The following is a 14,918-nucleotide window of genomic DNA, read 5'->3' as shown; positions in this document are numbered from 1 at the left end:
GTATCCTCCAGTATGCGGGGTGCCTTGTTATTCCATAGAAAGGAAGGGGGGCTTATATGAGTAGCAAACGTCTTAAAAACCCTGTCCTGATTGAACAAAAAAAATTAGCTTGGGTATTCGTTGCTCCTTGGATCATCGGATTTCTCGGCTTCAGCTTATATCCGATTCTTTCTTCTTTTTACTATAGCTTCACGGAATATAATTTATTCAAGCCTGGTCGGTGGGTCGGGCTGCAGAACTATAACGAATTATTGCATAGCGCCTTATTCTATAAAGCTCTGTACAATACCGTCTTTTATGCTGTTATTGGCGTGGGTCTGCAACTGCTAATAGGGTTAAGTACGGCTCTGATGCTTAACATGAAGGTTAGAGGCCAAGCCATTTATCGGACTTTGGTATTCCTGCCATCTGTAATGCCTCCACTAGCCACATCCTTATTATGGCTATGGCTGCTGAATCCGAAGTATGGGATTATCAATCATTTCTTAAATTTTTTGCATCTGCCAGAGCCGCTTTGGTTAGTATCCGCTGCATGGACCAAACCCGCCTTGATCCTGATGTCCTTATGGGGGGTGGGTACAACAACTATTATCTACCTCGCTTCCTTGAGCGATGTGCCTGAAATGTATTATGAAGCGATGGACATGGACGGAGCCGGATCTTGGGATAAATTTCGCCATATTACGCTGCCGATCATTTCGCCAGTCACTTTTTTTCAATTGATTAGCGGAATCATTGCAGCCTTCAGCATCTTTACTCCTGCCTTTGTACTTACCACAGGACAGACTACAGTTGGCGGACCTAGCAATTCCTTATTGTTCTATTCCGTGTATATCTATCAGCAGGGCTTTCAGTTCCTTAAGTTTGGTTATGCCAGTGCTTTGGCTTGGGTCCTCTTAATTATTGTCATGTTAATTACCTATGTCGTCTACAGAACTTCTAAAAGCTGGATGCATTATGGGGGGAGATAACAATGGGCAGCCGGAAGCTTCGATATGCGATATTTGCTCACTTTTGCTTAATTTGTACGGGTATTCTGTTTGTTTATCCGTTATTATGGATGATTTCCACCTCTCTCAAAAAAGAGACCCAAATCTTCCAAAGGCCAACCGAATGGATTCCCGATCCCTTTCAACTTATTAACTATAAACACGCGCTTACGGTTATCCCCTATTTTGATTATGTGTTTAATACGTTTGAGATTGTCTTCTGGGTCATGATTGGCTCGATGCTGGTGAACCCCGCGATTGCCTATGCGTTCGCCAAGCTGAATTGGAAGGGCCGTAATGCCCTGTTCGTGATTGTGTTGTCTACTATGATCCTGCCTTACCAGGTTACGATGATTCCGCTCTATTCCACTTTTGTTAAATTGGGCTGGATCAATACCATTCTACCGCTCGTCGTCCCTGCTTTTTTCGGCAATCCTTTTTTGATATTTTTGCTTCGTCAGTTTTTCCTTACCTTGCCTGAAGAGCTATCCGAAGCCTCACGTGTGGATGGCGCCTCCGAGTTCCGGATTTATTGGAATATTGTACTTCCGCTATGCCGACCTGCCTTGGTCACTGTTGCTTTGTTCTCCTTCATCTGGGTATGGACGGATTTCCTCGGTCCCTTAATTTATCTGACGGATAAAGTGCACTGGACCATCTCCATCGGGCTTATGCAGTTCTTAACAACACACGGCCTGCAATGGTCGCTCTTGATGGCTGGTTCCGCGGTATTCATGCTGCCTGTTATCATCCTGTTCTTGCTCATGCAGCGCGTATTCATTCAAGGCATTACGATGACTGGACTCAAATGACGTATATCTATGATTCACCAAATCCCGTATTCACAAAGGAGATCATTATGAAATTAGGACTTAGCTCATACAGCTTGCTAGATGCTCTGGAAAAGAAGGAAATGTCTATCCTTGATGTCGTAGAATGGATCGCTCAGCATGGTGGGGAGCATATGGAGATTGTTCCTTATGGCTACACACTGCTAGGGGATGACGAGCTAATTGAAGCGTTAAAAGCAAAGGCGCAAGAGGTAGGCATTGAGTTGTCCAATTACTCGTTGCCGGCTAACTTCATCCAACCCTCGCCAGAAGAACTCGACGCTGAAATTGCCCGTGTAAAATCTCATGTCGATGTAGCAAATCGCTTAGGCATCAAATATATGCGCCACGATGTGAATACCTTCTCCTTGCCTGTTGAACAGACGACCATTTCCTACTTTGAACTGCATTTACCGCAAATGGCTGAAGCCTGCCGTCAAATTGCCGATTACGCTGCTAATTTCGGGATTACGACAAGTGTGGAGAACCATGGCCATCTGGTCCAAAATGCCGATCGGGTTCAGCGCTTAATCGCCGAAGTTGATCGCAGCAATTTCAAAACCACGCTCGATATCGGCAACTTTATGTGCGTAGATGAACCTTCGTTGGTAGGAGTGATGAAGAACTTGCCTTACGCTTCGCTTGTTCATCTTAAGGATTTCTATTTCCGCCCCTACGATGCTGATCCTGGTGAAGGCTATTTCAAGACAGTTCACAATAATTTTCTGCGCGGCGCCATTATCGGACAGGGTGAAATCCCGATGAAAGAGGTCGTTAAATTAGTGAAGGATTCAGGATATGACGGCTATATCACGATTGAATTTGAAGGTATAGAAGATTGCCGATTAGGCTCAAGAATTGGGCTTGTGAACGCCAGAAAAATTTGGAACGAGGTTTAAAATATGGATACATTAAAGGTTGGCCTTATCGGTGCTGGCACCATTTCTCAATTTCATTTGGAATCCTATCAGAACAATAAACAGGTCGAAATCTATGCTATTTGTGATATTAATCTGGAAAGAGCAGAAGCGGCAGCTACAAAGTACGGTGCATCCCACTTCTTTAGGTTATACGAGGAAATGTTGGCAGACCCCGTTATTGATGCGGTCAGCATATGTACCATCAATCATCTCCATGCCGAGATTGCCATTGCCGCTCTGGATGCAGGCAAGCATGTATTGCTAGAGAAACCTTTATGCATGACCGTCGAGGAAGCCCTGCTGATTCAAGCAGCCGTGAAACGCAGCGGCAAAACATTGCAAGTAGGTTTTGTACGCCGGTTCGGCACCAATGCCATGGTGCTTCAACAATTTATCGAAGCAGGTGATCTGGGCGAAGTCTATTATGCCAAAGCTTCGTTCTTAAGACGTTTAGGCAACCCTGGTGGCTGGTTTGCAGATAAACAGCTGTCTGGCGGGGGTCCACTTATTGATATAGGGGTACACATTATTGATCTTTGCTGGTATATGATGGGCCGTCCGAAAGTGAAATCGATTAGTGGAAATACGTATAATAAGCTCGGCAACCGTGACCATATCAAGAATCTAAGCAAGTATGAAGCAGCCGATTATAATCCGCTTAACAATATGAATACCGTCGAGGATCTAGCGAATGCACTTATACGCTTTGAGAATGGCTCCTCTCTCCTGATCGATGTCAGCTATTCACTTCATGCCGCAAATGATGAACTATCGATTAAGGTATTCGGAGACAAGGGTGGTGCGGAAATTGAACCCGCATTGTGTATCGTGACCGAGAAACATGACACCATTCTCAATATGACGCCGCAAATTGACCATCTCACCTTCGATATGTTCCATGCTTTTCAGAATGAGATTGATCACTTTGTTGAATGCTGCCTGCAAGGAACGGCGACAAAGTGCCCTGTTGAGGATGGCGTGGAAATCATGAAGCTCTTATGCGGCATCTATGAGTCCAGCGAAAAGGGGATCGAAATTCATTATAGTTAGGAAGGGAGATTGTCTTGCTATGAAGATCAAGATTATTAACCCTAACACGACCTGGTCACTGACAAATGATCTTCAGATCGAGGCGCAGAAGTATGCCCTCCCCACCACTGAAATCATTTCGGTCAGTCCAAGGTCTGGGCCGGCATCCATTGAGTCCTTTTATGATGATTATCTTTCGATTCCTGGTATTTTCGAAGAGATTCGCAAGGGGGATCAAGAAGAGGATATCGATGCCTATGTGATCGCCTGTTTCGGCGATCCAGGATTATTAGGAGCAAGAGAGATTACAAGTGCACCCGTTATAGGAATTGCGGAAGCCGCGATGCAAATGGCCAGCATGATCGCGGCTTCCTTCACCATTGTCACTACTTTGCCTCGTACCCGCTTGATGAGTGAGCATGTAGTGCTTCATAACGGAATGCAGCACAAATGCCGTAATATCCGCACTACCCCGCTGCATGTGCTGGATGTGCAAAATGATAAAGAGACCTCCGTCCGCCAGATTATCGAGGAATGCCGTAAGGCCGTTACTGAGGATCAGGCAGAAGCTATTGTTCTCGGTTGTGCCGCCATGTCCGCCCAGCGCGAATATATCCAGGAGGCCTGCGGCATACCCGTAATCGATGGCACTCTAGCAGCAGTAAAATTCTGTGAAGCCTTAGTTGGGCTTGGTGTTACGACGAGCAAAGCCTTAACCTTCGCTACTCCCGAGAAGAAGGCCTTCTCGGGTATTCTGCAGTCTTTTGGCAGCTAAAAAGTCCTGAATATATTTATTTTGGCTCATACTCCAAACAAGGGCTGAGCAGAGGATCTATTCCTCAGCTCAGCCCTTGTTTACTTTCTTAAGTTCAACTCATTCCCTTCTCACAAAAAATCACTGGAATGAATCAGGTTGAGCCGCCTGGCTTCAACTACCGCTTCTGCCCGGGAACGAACACCCAGTTTCTCAAATATCCGTGTCAGGTTATACTCAACCGTCCGTTGGCTCATCAATAGCTTGCCTGCAATATCCTTATTGGCGCTCCCGCTAGCTACTTCCTGCAGGATCTCCTGCTCACGCTCATTGATCGATACAGCTTCCAGTGCCCGCTCTTCTCTGGACTCGTTTAAGCGGATCTCCCGGCGACGAAGCTGCCGCAGCAGCGATACCGGAATAACCGCTTCATCCCGGAGAGCGCAGCGTATGGCATTAAGAAGCTGCACCCGGGTGACCGTCTTACTCACAAAGCCCGAGACTCCAGATTCAATCAGCAGATTGAAATGAGGGCTAATCTCATAGCCCGTATAGATTAATACCCGGCTGTCCGGGTGAGCGCTCATCATCCTCTTGGTCAATTCGAGACCGCTGATTACCGGCATATTCAGATCGAACAGCATCACGTCGAAGGTTTCCGTCTTGACCAGCTCCAGCGCTTCCATGGCCGATAAAATAACGGTCACCTGCATCTCTGCATCCTGCTCAATCATATTCTTGGTTCCTTCGCCTACGGAAGGATGGTCATCAACCAACAAGATATTTATCATCCGATTCATCCTTACCCTCCATTGCCGTACTCACAGACTCTAGCGGCAGACTAATGCTGATTTCCAGTCCTTCGCCCACCACGGATTGGAAATCAATCTCCCCTTCCAGACTGCGAACTCTCTCCTTAATACCCGATAAGCCCATGTGCTGATAGGAGTCGCTTAATTCGACCAGCTCCATGCCAATTCCATTATCTTTATACAAAAGCCGAATGGTCTCCCTCTGCTCCAGCTCAATAATAACGGTTGAGGCACTCGCATGCTTGCTTGCATTGCGCAGCAACTCCTGAACAATACGAAATAGGGCTAACGTCTGTTCATCATTCAATTCTGCGGTGAACTGCTTCACACGGAAATCAATGGCATAATTCGAACGGATCTGTGTCTGTTCGAACAGATGCCCTAGCGCCTCCACAATACCCATTTCCTTGAGCAGTGGCGGTCTCATCTCGTTGCAGGTCTCACGAATCTGGTGAATCACATCCAGCAGGCCCTCATGAATCATCTTAAGCTCCTGATATAGCTCGGCTGAGATGGCATGATCCAGCATGACAGATTCAAGCTTACGGTACCAGATAAGCTGGTCCTGCAGCGCTGAATCGTGCAGGTCTGCAGCCAGTCTACGCCGTTCAATCTCCGATAAATTAAAAATCAACCGCATCACCCATGGAGAGGCACCCTTCTGCTTCTGGAACTCCAGTTCCAGATCCTCAATCAAGCTTTCAATCAGGTACAAGTTCTCATAGACGATAGCAGTATAATTAGCCAAAGTCTTCAGCCAGCCCAGCTCATCCAGATTATATTTCGTCTGGTTCTCTTTATCATCCAGCCAGAGCACATGAAAGGTTGAGCCTTTATGGCCCATGACGATACATAACCCGTAGGGAACCGTTACTGGTTCTCCGACCGTCAACTGATGGACAGAGTTCTGCAGAGCAGATATTACCGAAGGATGGATACCCTTAGCCCCTGTATTGGACTGGGAAGCATACACGCGCTCTTTGCTCACTTCCAGAAAGGCCATCTTTTTGACTAATAGAGTAGAAAGAATCTCTTGCTCCAATACCCGCTCCAGATCTGCGCGCTTCATTACACGTGAGATGCGGGTCGAGAAACGGTCCAGACTTCCCTGAAAGTTATACAGATCCTTATTGAAATTCGGTCTTAGACGAAAGTCCGCATATTCCTTACTAAACAGAAAAAGGGTGAGCATAAGGTAAACCACCAGAAACATCTGCATACCTTTGACCCATGAAAAATCATGCCGGCTCAAAATAAGCATACCAAAGGTGGCAATTAGCAAAGTTGGAATAAAAGAAATGATCGTAAAGTACAAAAACCGATTTAATAGAAAATCAATATCGAACAGCTGTCGGTTCATAAACATGTACAAATATACAATTGGAATTCCTAATAGAAAAATAGAGGCCACCTGCGAAGGAATAAGGTTTACACCCACCAGCTGAGGCATACCGAACAAGAGAATAAACGGCAGAAAGCCGATCATATGGCCAATTAACGTGAACTTAAATAGCGTCCTCAGGTAATCCCGCCGATGTCTAACGAATTTCTCGATCAGCTTATAAATAATATACAAATTTACAATGATAAAAAATGGTAGAATCAGCGGAACGCCTGCAAAAAAATAAAAATCGAAGCCCGTCAGCATTCTTATGACTAGAAGCGAGAGGATCGTAGTGACAACGCAATACAAAGCCACAAATAGTCCTCTGGGGACTAATGGCTCCTCATAACGCTTGAGATATTGATTTAGAAATTGCAGAAAAAAAATAGGGACTAACGAGAAGGTGATATTGAACGTAAGGATTCCTACCGTGTTCAATCTTCCTGAAGAAAAAGAGCTGAAATAAGCCAGTCCAGTCGACAAGAAGAACAAGATGAGATAAATGGCTGCTTTATCTTTCTGCTTCCGACGGTAAACAAACCACGAAAACCCTGCAAACAGTAATACTGAGCAAAAGGGTATAATAAACTCCAGCATAAGATTCTCAGAGGCAATTCCTTTGTCTACTACAAGATTAATTTCTTGCTGAGCGCCGTCTAAACCCATTCGGATTAAGCTTATGGTAGAGGCCCCTTCTATAGCATTATAATTCTTGATATAAAAAAATGAAGATGGAGACTTCCCATCTACTTTCTCAATAATGTCTCCCGCCAGAATACGTTTATAACCCCAAAGTCCGGCGGGAGTATCTTGCTGCACCACGTATTGTCCCGTTGCATCTTTCGCGACATTCGTCCCAATCATTCGGTACTCCAGAATGCTGCGAGATAAATAGAGCATAAGTATAGTAATCAGCAGCGGGAGCACCACAACTCTTGATAGTTTCGACAAACCAGTTGCCTCCAAGTCTACCTATTTATATAGTCCAAAAGTGTGATTTCATCGGCTCCATTTTGCCCTCGGTGTCTCCTAGCACATCTACTAATGCTCTGCGTTCAACATCACTAATACCCGCCAATTGAAGCTGGCCGCTCTGCAAACCAACATATGCACTCGGATCTTTCATCATCTTCTGAATCATTTCCTTCAACATGTAACATTCCCCCAATCGGTTTATAAGAGATATTCCTCTTAATTCAAATATAACAGTTTCATCTTTCACTAGAAACGATAATGAGACTTGTAATTTCCGCAAACATCATTGCGGTCATCATTTGCAAGATTTATGGATGGGTTATACAGAATTCATTCTGCTAGCGCAATAATCTGCTCCTTCCAATAAGAATCAATACCCAGCTTGTTTACCATATCCAGATAATTGTAATAGTGTGTTCTCATTCGTACGGAAGTATAGAGAAGAGTGCCCGACTGTTCTAGAATCCGCTCAATTTCTTCCTTGCGGTGAAGCACATCCTCCAGCTGTAGGCGGTGCTCGAAATAATCTAGAATCCAGCTCTCCTCCTCCGAGATGGACTCCAGCAAATACAGTGTAGGCAGCGTCTTCTTGCGGTTCCAGAAATCATTTTTGTTCTCCCAATTCACCAAATCACGAATATCATTCTTGATCTGTGCAGCGATCCCCAGCTCTTCGGCATAATCCCTTACCTGTGCGTTCCATTCACCGGTTGCTAATAGCGTTCCGATCATGCAGGCTGCAACGAGCAGTGCCGCTGACTTCTGCCTAACCATGCACAAATAGTCCTCTTCGCTCGTTATATCATTCTGCAAATCTGTCGTTTGACCATTTATCGCCGTCAAAATCTGTTTACTCATCACCTGTACAGCTTCATGCGTCCGCTCCAGAGGAAATCTACTAGTTAGCAGCATTTGCTGTGACAACGTTAATAGTCCAAGTGCGATGTTAAGCGCAATTTCCGGGGCCATCTGGTTCCAGGCCATGCCCTTATTATCCTTGTCCTGAAGATCATCAATAATATCAAGACTAAGCACCATCAGCTCTACAGCCGCCGCCGCACGGAATATCCCATCCCCGGTTCCTTCAAAAATTCGATAGTGAAGCACGGTCAGCTTGCCAAACAGCATCGATTCCCGCAGCTTCTCCTCAACACAAGCAATTCCCAGTTCGTACAAATGCGGTACGATAAAATAGGCACGCAGGCTATCCCTAAATTCCTTCTCAATTAACCGCTCAAAATCATCCATTCCTCTTGACCCCCATACAGCGCGCTAATCAGATTTATTACTAAAACTTATTCTATATGACCCGGGTATTTCCTTCTTCTATATAACTTGTAGTGCAGAACATCGTTCACTATGCCATTTGAACTAGAATTTCCATATGAATAGAGAAAATTTCCCAATATGTTCACACATTATTCGACAAATATCGTCCTTTCTAACCATAAAGTCGGGTATACTTCGTCATGTAAGGTATAAGTAAGTGAGTGTTTACTTTCTATTAGGAGCGAATTAAATATGGGTAAATCTCTCATTCATACAAAAGAAGGACTAGTGTTATCTACGATTGAGGTAATCAATGACATCGGGATTAATAATCTGTCCATTCGAAAAGTAGCCATGCAGCAAGGAGTATCCGAAGGAGCCATCTTTCGTCACTATAAATCTAAAAATGAGCTCTTGCTGGCGGTACTGGATTATTACTCAAAATATGATTCCGATGTTTTTGTTACAGTGCAGTTAAATAAGTTAACTGCAGCAGAGTCGATTCATTATTGTTTCAATACTTATGCTACCTATTACGAGAACTACTCCGCCATCACAGCTATTACACAAATATACGAAGTTCTTCGTTATGAACCTGAATTGCGGACCAAGATTGATAGCCTTATAGCGAAGCGCATGAATTTCATGAAGGGACTAATTGATGATGCCATAACTAACAATGAGATTGACCCTCATGTAAACAGTGAACAGTTAGCCACGATGATGTGGGGAGATTTCCGGGAAATCTGTATGCAGTGGCGTATAAGTGAATTAGCGTTCTCACTAAGAGATCGTGTACATGAAGCAACAAGTATGTTCTTGGATGCTTTCAGCGTGAAGCATCAATAGCAAAAGAGAGTTAAGGTGATGCAATATGTCGGAGGAATACATTAACGAACCCATGCTGGAAATATTCATTTATGAGACTTCGCTCCAACTTGAACAATTGGAACAAAAAATGTTAGAGAATGAAGACACCTTCTATAAAGAGGAAGTCATAAATGAAATTTTCCGACACATGCATAGTATCAAAAGCGCCTCATCGATGATGCTTTTCAATGAGATCTCTAAACTAGCACATTCCATTGAGGATCTTTTCTATGTGATCCGCGAGGAGAAACCTGTCCAGATCGATTATTCAATACTCTCTGACCTTGTCTTTGAGGGAATTGACTTCATCAAGATAGAAATCCTCAAAATCAAAGAAGGGGCTGACGCCTCTGCCGATGCCTCTGAATTAATCCAACGTATCAAGCATTATCTAGAACAATTGAAGGAACTGAATCCAAGTCTGGCAATTGTCGCAGCGGCAAAAGTAGATTCGCCAAAAAAACAGCAATTCTATATCTCTAATAATAAAAAAGTAGAAAAGACCGTCCATCAGCATACTTTTCAAGCTCGTGTATTTTTTGAAGAGGGTTGCGAGATGGAGAATATCAGGGCATTTACGATCATTCATAATCTCAAAGATTTCACGACTGGCCTGCAGTATGAGCCGAGTGACATCATTGAATCTGAGGACAGCGTAGAAATCATAAGAGAAACGGGTTTCTTGGTTTCCTTCAAGACGAATCGAACCTATGACGAGATGTTTCAATTCTTTTCGCAAACGATCTTCTTACGGGATTTGGAATTAACTGAGCTAGTTCTTGAGGATAGTGAGTCGGAGCCTGGCAGCACTCCACCAGTGAAGCAGTTCCTTGGGCAAGAAGAACAGAAGACCACAAATGCGGCGGCCACCATCATTAGCGTCCAAGTTCAAAAGCTGGACCGTTTGCTGGATCTAGTGGGTGAGATGGTCATCGCCGAAGCCATGGTCACCGAGAACCCCGATCTAATGGATCTGGAACTAGATAACTTTCAAAAGGCAGCCCGCCAGCTCAAAAAGATCACGAGTGAGATTCAAGATATGGTGATGTCTATCCGCATGATTTCGTTATCCACGACCTTCCAGAAGATGAACCGGCCTGTTCGTGATATGTGCAAGAAATTGAATAAAGAAGTGAAGTTGACTCTCATTGGCGAGGACACCGAAGTAGATAAGAATATTATCGAACACCTCTCTGATCCGCTAATGCATTTGATCCGAAATTCAATGGATCACGGATTCGAACCTCCTGCTGAACGGGAGCAGAATAATAAACCGCGAGCAGGCACATTAACTCTAGAGGCCAAAAATGTCGGCAGTGATGTACTCATTATTGTTAAAGATGACGGCAGAGGATTAAACAAAAGTAAAATATTACAAAAAGCGCAAAGCAACGGTCTGCTAAGAAAACCAGAAAGTGAATATACCAATAAAGAAATTTTCAATCTAATCCTTCATCCCGGCTTCTCTACCAAAGAACAAGTCACAGAGTTTTCCGGCAGAGGTGTGGGCATGGATGTGGTGGCGAATAATGTTGAAGCCATTGGCGGCTCCCTTCAAGTGGACAGTACCGAGGATAAAGGAACGGTTATTACCATCCGGATTCCGATAACACTAGCCATTGTTGATGCGATGAATATTCGGGTGGGCCAATCTAAGTACACTATACCTACCTCATACATCAAAGAATCATTGAGACCCAAAACCTCGGATCTTATTGTTGACCCGAATGGCAATGAGATGATTATGGTGCGTGGCCTTTTTTACCCCTTAATCCGCTTGCACGAGCGCTTACATCATTCGGCAGTGCGCAGCAGTTTAACGGATGGAATTGTTATGATTCTCGAAAATGATGATAAGAGCTTTTGTATTCTGGCCGATGAGCTGCTGGGTCAAAAACAAGTTGTTGTTAAAGCACTTCCAACCTTCTTTCAAGGTTCCCATAAGGTCTCGGTACTAGCCGGCTGCACCTTGCTAGGTGATGGGAGTATTAGTCTCATCCTAGATATTCCGAAATTGTCAGGATAACTATAAAGCCAATATAACATTCACAAAGGAGTTGATGGGTCCATGTCCACAGAAGTTCAGGACGAGCTAGAGGAAGATACACAGAAAGGAAAATTCTTAACGTTTACGATGGGTGAAGATTGCTATGGAATTGAAATTAATCATGTTAGAGAGATTATTGGGATTCAACCCATCACACAAGTCCCGGATCAGCCTGAATATCTCCGGGGAATTATTAATCTGCGGGGCAAGATCATCCCAGTCATGGATATTCGCTTGCGTTTCGGGAAAACGTTTCGGGACTATAACGACAGAACCTGCATTATTGTAGTGGATATCGAAAATATATCGTTAGGACTAATTGTAGACGGCGTTTCGGAGGTGCTTTCGATACCTGACACTGAAATCGTAGCCCCCCCAGAGATGAATAAGGGCGGCAACAACTTCATTAAGGGAATTGGCAAAGTCGGAGCAGAGGTCAAGCTGTTACTCGATTGTAAGACACTTTTGATAAAAGCTTCATGGGATGAAATTAATCAGCTCGGCGAGAAATAAGGGGGATATACAAATGAGATGGATTAACAATTTAAAAATTAGTACCCGGATGATTTCTGCTTTTATACTGATTGCATTATTGGCGGGTGTAGTTGGATTTGTTGGAATCACCAATATTAACAAGGTAAGTAAAGACTATTCACAGTTATATGTAAATTATGGTGTTGCCTCTGGCGACTTGGGGCATGTAGGCATGGACTTCCATAATATCCGCGCAGCGATCAGAGATGTGTTGATTAAGACAACCAACAAAGAGCGAGAATCCTACATAACCAAGATCAAAACATTAGATACCGATATGGATAGCTATCTCAGCAAATTCGAAACTAGTATTCAAACAGAGGACGTACGCGCTGCCTTCAATACTTTAACAGCCTCCCTTAAAGATTATAAAACGGTGAGAGAGCAAGTAAGCAGCTTGGCACAAGAAAATAAAGTTGAGGCAGCAAAGACCTTATTCTACGGCGATGCACTGCAGCCATCTATTGTAGCGAATGACAATCTGGATAAACTGATCAAACTGATGGAAACGGGAGGACTGCAAAAGTCGGAGGATTACGCCGTTACCGTTACTACTACGGTGAAGACAATGCTCGTAATCATTCTTGTGACTATGATTCTGGCGATCTCCATTGGCATCTTTGTCTCCCGTATCATTAGTAAACCTATCAATCGTCTAGTGGCTGTGGCGGAACAAATGGCTGACGGAGACCTTAATGTAACTATTCAAGCCAATACTAAAGATGAAGTAGGTATTCTCGCTACCGCATTCCTGAGAATGTCTAATAATATGAATGAGGTTATGAATAATATCAATTCTGCTGCTGATCAAGTAGCTTCCGGTGCCAGACAAATGTCCGAATCAAGCATCGCTTTGTCGGAAGGTGCAACGGAGCAGGCTAGCTCCGTGGAAGAACTATCCGCATCCCTAGAGGAGATCTCCTCCCAAACGAAACTAAATGCTCAACATTCCAATAATGCGAATCAGCTAGCTGAAGCCGCACAGAAAAATGCAGTCCATGGAAACGAACAGATGGGCAGTATGCTTCGCGCAATGGAAGAAATAAATGATTCATCTATTAATATCTCAAAAATCATTAAGGTGATTGACGAAATCGCTTTTCAAACCAACATTCTGGCGCTGAATGCAGCAGTTGAAGCTGCGCGTGCCGGACAACATGGCAAAGGTTTTGCCGTAGTTGCTGAAGAAGTGCGCAATCTAGCTGCAAGATCGGCCAATGCTGCGAAGGAAACAACTGCAATGATTGAAGGCTCCATTAAAAAAGTAGATATTGGTACAAAAATTGCTAATAATACAGCAGTTGCCCTACAGAATATTGTAAACGACGTTGCCCAAGTGGCTGATTTGATAGGCAATATCACGATTTCATCCAATGAGCAAGCCATCGGAGTAGCTCAAATCAATCAGGGAATTCTTCAGGTCTCACATGTTGTACAGACCAATTCGGCAACCTCTGAAGAAAGTGCAGCCTCCAGCGAGGAATTGACTCATCAAGCGCTAATGCTTCAGGAACAAGTCAATCGCTTCCAGCTTAAAAAAATGGATTATGCTCGGGAAAACTTCAGTGATGCTCGACCTAATGCACGCCAGACTAACGAATCTTACAGTAGAGCCAACACTACGAGTAAAACCAAACGGCCTACAAAAATATCATTAAGTGATAATGACTTCGGGAAGTACTAATGTGATCCCTATAAGTAATCAAGAGTTCAGCCGTCTCAGTTCGTATATTTATACGCATTTCGGCATCTATCTAAGTGAAGAGAAGCGTTCCCTTGTGGTTGGCAGGCTGCAAAATGAGCTAGCTAACATGCATGTGAAATCGTTTGGAGAGTATATCGATTTGCTGTTGGAAGATCGAACAGGAATCACAGTCAATGCTTTAATAAATAAAATTACGACAAACCACACTTATTTCATGCGTGAAACAGCACATTTTTCATTCTTAAAAGATATCCTTCTTCCTCAGCTTTCACACACGCTGATGGAGAGCGATTTGCGCATATGGTGTGCTGGCTGTTCCACTGGTGAGGAACCCTATACGCTGGCTATGCTGCTGAGTGACTTTTTTCAGAATGAGAGTCTAAGCTGGGATAAGCAAATTCTTGCTACTGACCTTTCAAATCGGGTGTTGGAAGTAGCCAATACTGCGGAGTATACTCATGATCAGATCCTTCCCCTCCCAGCGCTTTGGAGGAGCCAATATCTTAGGAAGATTGAAAATGGGAATTTTACGTTTACTGACTCAATCCGCAAAGAGATCATCTTCCGGAAATTTAATCTGATGGAAACTCACTACCCTTTCAAGCGCAAGTTCCATATGATCTTTTGTAGAAATGTGATGATTTATTTCGATTCGGAAACCAAAAGAGCGCTGCTGCAGAAACTCTACCAATCCTTAGAAAGCGGGGGTTATCTCTTCATCGGGCATTCCGAATCTATTAACCGGGAAACTAGTCCGTTTAAATATGTGATGCCTGCTGTTTATCGAAAGGAATAGGTAG

The 14,918-nt window shown here is 43.9% G+C and carries 14 protein-coding genes; 10 read left to right on the top strand and 4 right to left on the bottom strand.

The window, feature by feature from the left end:
- The first annotated feature begins 56 nt into the window (after positions 1-56).
- Genes H1230_RS02270 through H1230_RS02250 form a run of 5 tightly spaced genes read left to right on the top strand, consistent with a single transcriptional unit; the run spans position 57 to position 4,543 of the window.
- Positions 57-971: a carbohydrate ABC transporter permease gene (locus H1230_RS02270; RefSeq protein ID WP_239714042.1), complete on the top strand. Its 915-nt coding sequence runs from the start codon at positions 57-59 to the stop codon at positions 969-971.
- 2 nt (positions 972-973) lie between these two features.
- Positions 974-1,801, top strand: a complete 828-nt coding sequence (locus H1230_RS02265; RefSeq protein WP_239714041.1) for a carbohydrate ABC transporter permease — start codon at positions 974-976, stop codon at positions 1,799-1,801.
- A 47-nt stretch (positions 1,802-1,848) separates the two neighbouring features.
- The gene (locus H1230_RS02260; protein ID WP_239714040.1) at positions 1,849-2,718 is read left to right on the top strand and encodes a sugar phosphate isomerase/epimerase family protein; all 870 of its coding nucleotides are present in this window, start codon (positions 1,849-1,851) and stop codon (positions 2,716-2,718) included.
- A gap of 3 nt (positions 2,719-2,721) precedes the next feature.
- Complete coding sequence (locus tag H1230_RS02255; protein ID WP_239714039.1) at positions 2,722-3,789, top strand: Gfo/Idh/MocA family protein; 1,068 nt, start codon at positions 2,722-2,724, stop codon at positions 3,787-3,789.
- 19 nt (positions 3,790-3,808) lie between these two features.
- Positions 3,809-4,543, top strand: coding sequence for an aspartate/glutamate racemase family protein (locus H1230_RS02250; protein ID WP_239714038.1), 735 nt, complete (start codon positions 3,809-3,811; stop codon positions 4,541-4,543).
- A gap of 110 nt (positions 4,544-4,653) precedes the next feature.
- Here H1230_RS02250 and H1230_RS02245 read toward each other — a convergent pair whose 3' ends face one another.
- The 4 genes from H1230_RS02245 to H1230_RS02230 all read right to left on the bottom strand — a co-directional run bounded on the left by H1230_RS02245 (position 4,654) and on the right by H1230_RS02230 (position 8,941).
- Complete coding sequence (locus H1230_RS02245; RefSeq protein WP_154119427.1) at positions 4,654-5,313, bottom strand: response regulator transcription factor; 660 nt, start codon at positions 5,311-5,313, stop codon at positions 4,654-4,656.
- Positions 5,291-7,669 (bottom strand): sensor histidine kinase, encoded by a 2,379-nt coding sequence (locus H1230_RS02240; protein ID WP_239714037.1) that lies wholly within the window; start codon positions 7,667-7,669, stop codon positions 5,291-5,293. The genes H1230_RS02245 and H1230_RS02240 overlap by 23 nt, the downstream gene beginning before the upstream one ends.
- A gap of 25 nt (positions 7,670-7,694) precedes the next feature.
- A complete protein-coding gene (gene comX / locus H1230_RS02235; RefSeq protein ID WP_239714036.1) occupies positions 7,695-7,871 on the bottom strand; it encodes a competence pheromone ComX in 177 nt (58 codons plus the stop codon).
- Positions 7,872-8,023: 152 nt separating this feature from the next.
- Positions 8,024-8,941 carry a polyprenyl synthetase family protein gene (locus tag H1230_RS02230; RefSeq protein ID WP_239714035.1) on the bottom strand — a complete coding sequence of 306 codons (918 nt, stop codon included), beginning with the start codon at positions 8,939-8,941 and terminating at the stop codon, positions 8,024-8,026.
- 273 nt (positions 8,942-9,214) lie between these two features.
- On the opposite strand from H1230_RS02230, the gene H1230_RS02225 reads away from it, so the two are divergent.
- Genes H1230_RS02225 through H1230_RS02205 form a run of 5 tightly spaced genes read left to right on the top strand, consistent with a single transcriptional unit; the run spans position 9,215 to position 14,914 of the window.
- Complete coding sequence (locus tag H1230_RS02225; protein ID WP_239714034.1) at positions 9,215-9,811, top strand: TetR/AcrR family transcriptional regulator; 597 nt, start codon at positions 9,215-9,217, stop codon at positions 9,809-9,811.
- Positions 9,812-9,836: 25 nt separating this feature from the next.
- On the top strand, positions 9,837-11,858 hold the full coding sequence (locus H1230_RS02220; RefSeq protein ID WP_239714033.1) for a chemotaxis protein CheA: 2,022 nt from the start codon (positions 9,837-9,839) through the stop codon (positions 11,856-11,858).
- 42 nt (positions 11,859-11,900) lie between these two features.
- Positions 11,901-12,392 (top strand): chemotaxis protein CheW, encoded by a 492-nt coding sequence (locus H1230_RS02215; RefSeq protein ID WP_239714032.1) that lies wholly within the window; start codon positions 11,901-11,903, stop codon positions 12,390-12,392.
- A 13-nt stretch (positions 12,393-12,405) separates the two neighbouring features.
- Complete coding sequence (locus tag H1230_RS02210) at positions 12,406-14,097, top strand: methyl-accepting chemotaxis protein (protein WP_239714031.1); 1,692 nt, start codon at positions 12,406-12,408, stop codon at positions 14,095-14,097.
- A 1-nt stretch (position 14,098) separates the two neighbouring features.
- The gene (locus H1230_RS02205; protein ID WP_239714030.1) at positions 14,099-14,914 is read left to right on the top strand and encodes a CheR family methyltransferase; all 816 of its coding nucleotides are present in this window, start codon (positions 14,099-14,101) and stop codon (positions 14,912-14,914) included.
- Positions 14,915-14,918: the final 4 nt, after the last annotated feature.

It is taken from the genome of Paenibacillus sp. 19GGS1-52 (assembly GCF_022369515.1).
Taxonomy (GTDB): Bacteria; Bacillota; Bacilli; order Paenibacillales; family Paenibacillaceae; genus Paenibacillus_AQ.
Note: the sequence above shows the minus strand (reverse complement) of the source record. Positions and strands in the feature narration are given on the sequence as shown.